The organism is Parasedimentitalea huanghaiensis, from assembly GCF_009753675.1.
GTDB lineage: Bacteria > Pseudomonadota > Alphaproteobacteria > Rhodobacterales > Rhodobacteraceae > Parasedimentitalea > Parasedimentitalea huanghaiensis.
In genome coordinates this window covers 49,163-56,299 of record NZ_WQLV01000020.1, presented here as the reverse complement: position 1 = coordinate 56,299, position 7,137 = coordinate 49,163, and the positions used below count along the sequence as shown (strand labels likewise).

Annotated in this window: 5 protein-coding genes and 1 pseudogene; 5 read left to right on the top strand and 1 reads right to left on the bottom strand. The window is 56.5% G+C overall.

Annotation, left to right across the window (positions count from 1 at the left end; all coding sequences use genetic code 11):
* Positions 1–348 (top strand): annotated as a pseudogene (locus tag GO984_RS23430) (hypothetical protein); the annotation flags it as partial.
* Positions 349–850: 502 nt separating this feature from the next.
* Here GO984_RS23430 and GO984_RS21645 read toward each other — a convergent pair.
* Positions 851–1,969, bottom strand: a complete 1,119-nt coding sequence (locus tag GO984_RS21645; protein WP_157024636.1) for a THUMP domain-containing class I SAM-dependent RNA methyltransferase — start codon at positions 1,967–1,969, stop codon at positions 851–853.
* 262 nt (positions 1,970–2,231) lie between these two features.
* On the opposite strand from GO984_RS21645, the gene GO984_RS21640 reads away from it, so the two are divergent.
* The 4 genes from GO984_RS21640 (at position 2,232) to GO984_RS21625 (ending at position 7,123) form a co-directional block, all read left to right on the top strand.
* On the top strand, positions 2,232–3,965 hold the full coding sequence (locus tag GO984_RS21640) for an ABC transporter substrate-binding protein (RefSeq protein WP_157024635.1): 1,734 nt from the start codon (positions 2,232–2,234) through the stop codon (positions 3,963–3,965).
* A 138-nt stretch (positions 3,966–4,103) separates the two neighbouring features.
* A complete protein-coding gene (locus GO984_RS21635) occupies positions 4,104–5,168 on the top strand; it encodes an ABC transporter ATP-binding protein (protein WP_157024634.1) in 1,065 nt (354 codons plus the stop codon).
* Positions 5,169–5,177: 9 nt separating this feature from the next.
* Positions 5,178–6,263 (top strand): ABC transporter ATP-binding protein, encoded by a 1,086-nt coding sequence (locus GO984_RS21630; RefSeq protein ID WP_157024633.1) that lies wholly within the window; start codon positions 5,178–5,180, stop codon positions 6,261–6,263.
* Positions 6,260–7,123, top strand: coding sequence for a carbohydrate ABC transporter permease (locus tag GO984_RS21625; protein WP_157024632.1), 864 nt, complete (start codon positions 6,260–6,262; stop codon positions 7,121–7,123). The genes GO984_RS21630 and GO984_RS21625 overlap by 4 nt, the downstream gene beginning before the upstream one ends.
* The last annotated feature ends 14 nt before the right edge of the window (positions 7,124–7,137 follow it).

The window sequence follows — 7,137 nt, the reverse complement described above, 5'->3', positions numbered from 1 at the left end:
TCGGGCGGCAGCAAGGGCTCCGGTTCGGGCGGCAGCAAGGGCTCCGGTTCGGGCGGCAGCAAGGGCTCTGGCTCGGGGACCGGTGGCGAGATGCAGTGGAAAACAACCCCTGCGTTACCAGCCTTTACGGGCGAACCCGATGATGCTGAGGGTGGCGATGATGTTGTCTATGCCAGCGGGTCTGGTGGATCAGGGTCTGGTGGATCCGGTAGTGGATCTGGAGGTGACGGGTGGAAATCGCCCAATGCCAAGGACATCATGGCGCTGATGAACCAAGATCCTGAAGACAACGATCCGGCATCCAATGATCCGGACGATCCAGACGACGATCCGTTTGCCTACACGTAAACAATCGTCTGGTGAGGGGGCATTGGGGGAGGTGCCCTCTCACACAGTCAAATCGTCAGGGACGGCCCAACGCGGGCCGTCCCTTTTTGTGTTCCCAATAGGCCAGAGCGTGTCACGGAAAATGGCGCAGGCGGATGGTCCGCCGAGACCTATTTCCCGTCGGTGAATTTCATCTTGTTACGCTTTATGTTGCCGATTGCAGTTACGAGCGGCGACGTCGCCAAAGCAGAATTGGCCGGGGTTTTCATCCCCCGTGCGTAGATGCATCTCGATAGCGCCCCTTTCCAATGGAGGCCCTGTTCTAAGTGCCGGAATGTCAGCCCGGCAGGTATCGCGCGATTGGGGAAAACTAACCGGCAAAAACACATTTCAGGTGAACTGAGCGTGCGCTACCTGCGCAACACCCATTTGGTCGCGCAAACCCGTCCAGACCGGTTGCATTATGAGTATCCTCAGCAAACATGAGCAGCCAAGGAAAGCACCCTCAGGGAGTGTGCGCCCTTCAGGGTAATGGTGCAGTCTGAAACAGGCGGATTTTTATGCCACCGTGAGCAACAGCAGCGCCCGTTGGCAGGAACGGCAGGCCGGTGGCCTTGGCCAAGCCCGGCTCGCTGGTGATGATACCAACACGCCAGCCAGAAAACCGGGTGCTGAGCGTTTTGCCCAAAGCGCCGTACAGGGCATAGAGCAGTTTCTTATTGCCAATCCGGGCCCCATAAGGTGGGTTCACGATGACCAGACCCGGCTGACCTTCGGGTGGCATCAGATCACTGACGGCTTGATGGGTGAAGACTGTACAGCCATCGACGCCAGCGCGCTCGGCGTTGGTTATGGTGCTGTCGATCACGCCTGCGTTGCGGTCTGAACCGTAGAACCGGAGTTCCGTCTCAGCCCCCTGCCCTGCACTGCGCATCTGTTGCCACGCTGCTTCATCAAAATTGGCCAGTTGTTCAAAGGCAAAACTGCGGCTGCGGCCGGGGATCAGCCCCATGGCAATTTCCGCCGCTTCGATCACAAAGGTGCCGGATCCACACATTGGGTCAACCACCGGTTCTTTGCCATCATAATCGCATTGGCGCAGGAACATCGCCGCCAGATTTTCCCGCATGGGTGCCTTGCCAACAGCGGGCTTGTGGCCGCGCTTGTGCAGGGCCTCACCCGAGGTATCAATACTGATGATGCAGAGATTGTCGTCGATACGGACCTTGATACGGACCTCAGCCTCGTTGGAAATCGGCGCGCCCAACTCTTCGGTGATGGCCTTTTCAAACCGCTGGATGGCGGCCCCTGCATGATAAATCTTGGACTTTTTGTTGGTTGTCACTTCGACCTTAACCGGCACATCCGGGCGCAGCACATCCCCCCAGGGGAATTTGCGGGCACGTTTGTCCAGTTGGGCCAGGTGAAAGGCGCGGATTTCACCGATGCGCGCCAGTACGCGAGCCGCCCCGCGCAGGTGCAGATTAGCACGCCAAACCTCACCCCATGTGCCTTTAACAGTCACACCTCCGGGCAGGATTTGCGGCGATTTGAACCCCTTTTCGCGGGCTTCGTCCCGCAGGGCTGTTTCGGTTCCGGGCGCTGCCACGAGGAAAATATCGAATTCAGTGTCTGTCATCATGGGCCCTGCATAGAGGGAAACCAGAGGGGCAGCGACCTCTTTTTAGGAGGGCAGGACTTGCTTCGTCATCACAGAATCTGTGAATCACGTGTAAGATACCAGCCAAGTACCAATAATTGCTTTCGAAATTTTTCAAACAAAATCAAAGAAATACAACTTACTAAAAAATTAGTTTGACAAAAACGAAGATCAAATGAAAGCTATGTAACAGTCAGGTGCCGCAGAGCATTTCTGACATATTATACCTTAGGGAGGTGACAAGATGCGCAAGTATCTTCTCTCCGCTGTTGCAGCGTCTGCTGTAGTTGCGGGATCAATAGGGCATGCCGATGAGGCCGCTGCCAACAAATGGATTGACGAGGAATTCCAGCCCTCGGTTCTGACCAAGGACGAACAGCTGGCGGAAATGCAATGGTTCATCCAAGCCGCTGCGCCTTTTTCCGGCATGGAAATCAACGTGCTGTCCGAAGGCATTCCGACACACAGCTATGAATCCGAAGTTTTGACCAAAGCCTTTGAGGAAATCACTGGCATCAAGGTCAACCACCAGATTCTGGGTGAAGGCGAAGTTGTGCAGGCGGTTCAGACCCAAATGCAAACGCAACGGAACCTCTATGACGCTTACGTCAATGACTCGGATCTGATCGGCACCCACTCGCGTCTGCAACTGGCTTACAACCTGACCGACTTTATGGCAGGCGAAGGCGCTGACGTGACCAACCCCGGTCTGGATCTCGAAGATTTTATGGGCACCCAGTTCACCACTGGCCCCGATGGGGATCTGTACCAGCTGCCCGATCAGCAGTTCGCCAACCTGTACTGGTTCCGCAAGGACTGGTTCGACCGCGCCGATCTGCAGGAAGCGTTCAAAGCCAAGTACGGCTATGATCTGGGCGTTCCCGTCAACTGGTCAGCCTATGAGGACATCGCTGAGTTCTTCTCCAAGGACGTCAAGGAAATCGACGGCACAGCCATCTATGGTCACATGGACTATGGTAAGCGCGCGCCTGACCTTGGCTGGCGTATGACCGATGCCTGGCTTTCAATGGCCGGTGCTGGCTCAAAAGGTGAGCCAAACGGTGTGCCAATCGACGAATGGGGCATCCGCATGGAAGCCGGTTCCTGTAACCCATCGGGCGCAAGTGTCACCCGTGGTGGTGCTGCAAACGGTCCGGCTGCGGTTTATGCGATCCGCAAATGGGACGAATGGCTGCGGGCCTATGCGCCTCCAGGTGCGGCCTCCTTTGACTTCTACCAGTCCCTGCCAGCCCTGTCGCAAGGCAACGTTGCTCAGCAGATCTTCTGGTACACAGCATTCACCGCCGACATGGTGAAGCCACAGTCCGAAGGCAACAACACAGTTGACGCCGAAGGCACGCCACTATGGCGGATGGCCCCAAGCCCACACGGCCCATACTGGGAAGAAGGCCAGAAGGTTGGGTATCAGGACGTTGGTTCCTGGACAATCCTCAAGTCTACGCCTCTGGATCGTGCCAAGGCCGCATGGCTCTACTCGCAGTTCGTCGTGTCCAAGACTGTGGACGTGAAGAAAAGCCACGTTGGCCTGACCTTCATCCGCGACAGCTCGATCAACCACGAGAGCTTCTCGGAGCGGGCTGGTAAACTGGGTGGTCTGGTAGAATTCTACCGTTCGCCTGATCGTGTTGCCTGGTCGCCGACTGGTATCAACGTTCCTGACTATCCAAAGCTGGCCCAGATCTGGTGGCAGCAGATTGGTGACGTCAACTCGGGTGCGTTCACACCACAGGAAGCCATGGATCGTCTGGCCGAAGAAATGGACATCACCATGGGCCGCATGCAGCGCGCCGATGAGGCTGCCAATGTCTACGGTGGTTGTGGTCCACGTCTGAATGACGAAAAAGACGCAGACTGGTGGATGGCCAATGGTGGCGCCAAGCCAATGTTGGACAACGAAAAACCAGCTGGTCAGACAGTCAACTATGACGATCTGGTCGCGCGTTGGGCCACTAAGTAACAGGACCTCCCTGATGGGCTGAACCCAGCAATTGTTCAGCCCTGTTGCCCCAGAGATCCCCTCGGTCTCTGGGGCACATTATCCCAAGAACGCGCAACATCGCGCGCAACAGGCCACCTGCCGGAAAGCCCCACCAAGATGGCTCTCGAATTAAAATCCGTGACCAAGCGCGTCGGCGCCAATTTGCACGTCAAGGAAACTTCCCTGATCCTGCACCCCGGTCACTTCAATGTCCTGTTGGGCGCAACTGGATCTGGTAAGACCTCTCTGATCAAACTGATGGCAGGGCTTGACCCATTGGCCAGCGGTGAGATCTGGATGGATGGTCAGAACGTATCCAAGCTCAACACTCAGAAACGCAACATCTCTTTGGTGCACCAGTTTTTCATCAACTACCCGCACATGACTGTGTATGAAAACATCGCCTCGCCGCTCAAGGTTGCGGGCATGGCCAAGTCTGAAATCCAGGGCCGCGTCGAAGAGGCTGCCGATATTCTGCAGTTGCGGCCAATGCTGCAGCGGATGCCACATGAATTGTCCGGTGGCCAGCAGCAGCGCACCGCGCTGGCCCGTGCCATCGCCAAAGAAAGCAAGGCCGTCTTCCTCGACGAGCCGCTGGCCAACCTTGACTACAAGTTGCGCGAAGAGCTGCGCGATCAGTTGCCCGAGCTGTTTGCTGGCCGTGGCGCCGTGGTAGTCTATGCCACATCAGAGCCGGAAGAGGCTCTATTGCTGGGCGGTCAAACCGCATTGATGGAAGATGGCCATGTAACCCAGTTTGGCGTCACCGCCGACATTTACCGCAATCCGGCGAATGTGTCTGCCGCCGCCGTCTTCTCGGACCCGCCAATCAATACGGCCGCTATTGTCAAACAAGGTTCAACAGCCACCCTGAACGCAGGGGTAAGCTGGGAACTGACCGGTGAGGCAGCAGGCCTGTCGGATGGTGATTACACCATTGCAATTCGTCCGCACCACATTGTGCCAATTGCAAACGACAAAGCCAAAGTTCGCATGTCTGGTCGCGTCCAGGTGACGGAATTGTCTGGCTCCGAAAGCAGCGCCCACTTTGAGATGGGCACTGGCAGCTGGGTGTCGCTGGCCCCCGGTGTTCACCCCTATCAGGTGGGCGAAATGCATGAATTCTTTATGGACCCCACGGCGGCATATGTCTTTGCCCCCGATGGCTCCCGCGTGGCGTGAGGCGCAATAATGGCTAAAATTACACTCTCCAAGCTGCGTCACAGCTACTACCCCACCCCCAAACAACCGTCGGACTATGCGCTGAAGGAAATCGATCTCGACTGGAACGATGGCGGGGCCTATGCACTGCTGGGGCCTTCTGGCTGTGGCAAATCCACCCTGCTCAACATCATTTCCGGCTTGCTTGTCCCCTCCGAAGGACAAATCCTGTTTGATGGTAAGGACGTAACAGAACTCGCACCGGACAAACGCAACATCGCGCAGGTGTTCCAGTTCCCGGTAATCTACGACACCATGACGGTTTACGATAACCTCGCCTTCCCGCTGCGTAACCGTGGCCGTGACGAAGAAACGGTCAACAAGCGTGTTATGGCAATTGCCGAGATGCTGGAAGTCACCGACATGCTGGACACCAAGGCCGCAGGCCTAAGTCCGGACAACAAGCAGAAAATCTCGATGGGGCGCGGTTTGGTCCGCGAAGACGTCAACGTTGTGATGTTCGATGAGCCGCTCACAGTGATCGACCCACATCTAAAGTGGAAATTGCGATCCAAGTTGAAAGAACTGCATCAGCGCATCAAAGCGACGATGATCTACGTCACCCACGACCAGACCGAGGCACTGACCTTTGCCGATCAGGTGGTGGTGATGCAGGACGGCGAAGTTGTTCAGATCGGCACCCCGGTTGAACTGTTCGAGCGCCCCGCACATACCTTTGTTGGTCATTTCATCGGCTCGCCCGGTATGAACGTGCTGCCCTGTACATTGTCAGACGGGCAGGCCTATTTCGGTGATCAACTGGTTGCTCTGGAAGGCGCCATTATCGGCGAGCCCAGCGGCCGCACAGAAATCGGCATTCGCCCCGAATTTGTGACGCTCGCCGCCAGCGGCTTGGCCGCCACGGTCAGCAAGGTTTCAGACGTTGGCCGCCATACAGTGGTGGAATGTGACGCAAACGGCAGCAAGATCAGCGCCATCATTGACGGTGCAGGCCCCGAAAAAGGTTCGCCTGTGTTTCTCAGTTTCCAACAAAACCAGACCCGACTGTATGTCGACGGCTGGATTGCCACCCAATCGCAAGAGGCACAGTCATGAAAACCGTAAACCAGAAGGCCTGGTTCTTTGTGCTGCCGGTGTTGGTGCTGGTCGCCTTTAACGCACTGATCCCGATGATGACGGTGGTCAACTATTCGGTGCAGGAAACTTTTGGCAACAACGTGTTCCTGTGGCAGGGGCTGGACTGGTTCCAGCAATTGCTGACCGAAGAGCGGTTCTATAAGGCGCTGGGGCGTCAGTTCATGTTCACTGGCTTGATCCTGATAATCGAAATTCCACTGGGTATTGCCATTGCCCTGGCGATGCCACGGCAAGGCATCTGGGTGCCGGTCTGTCTGGTGCTGATGGCGCTGCCGATGTTGATCCCATGGAACGTGGTTGGGGCAATGTGGAACATCTTCACCCTGCCCGACATTGGCTTGCTGGGGTATTTCCTGAACAATGTGCTGGGTATTCAGTACGATATGACACAGGATCCGATTGCCGCCTGGATCACCATCATTACGATGGATGTCTGGCACTGGACCTCGCTTGTGGTGCTGCTGGCCTACGCCGGTCTGGTCTCGATCCCGGATGCCTACTATCAGGCTGCCAAGATCGACGGAGCCTCCAACTGGTCCGTGTTCCGGTTCATCCAACTGCCCAAGATGAAACCGGTGCTGACCATCGCTATCCTGCTGCGGTTCATGGACAGTTTCAACATCTACACCGAGCCCTTTGTGCTGACCGGTGGCGGCCCTGGCAACTCGACCACGCTGCTGTCCATCGACTTGGTCAAACGCGCCCTTGGCCAGTTTGACCTCGGCCCGGCGGCGGCGATGTCGCTGATCTACTTTGCAATCACTCTCTTGGTTTCTTGGCTGTTCTACACGCTGATGACCAAAGACGACCTGAACTAAAGGAGACCGTGGAG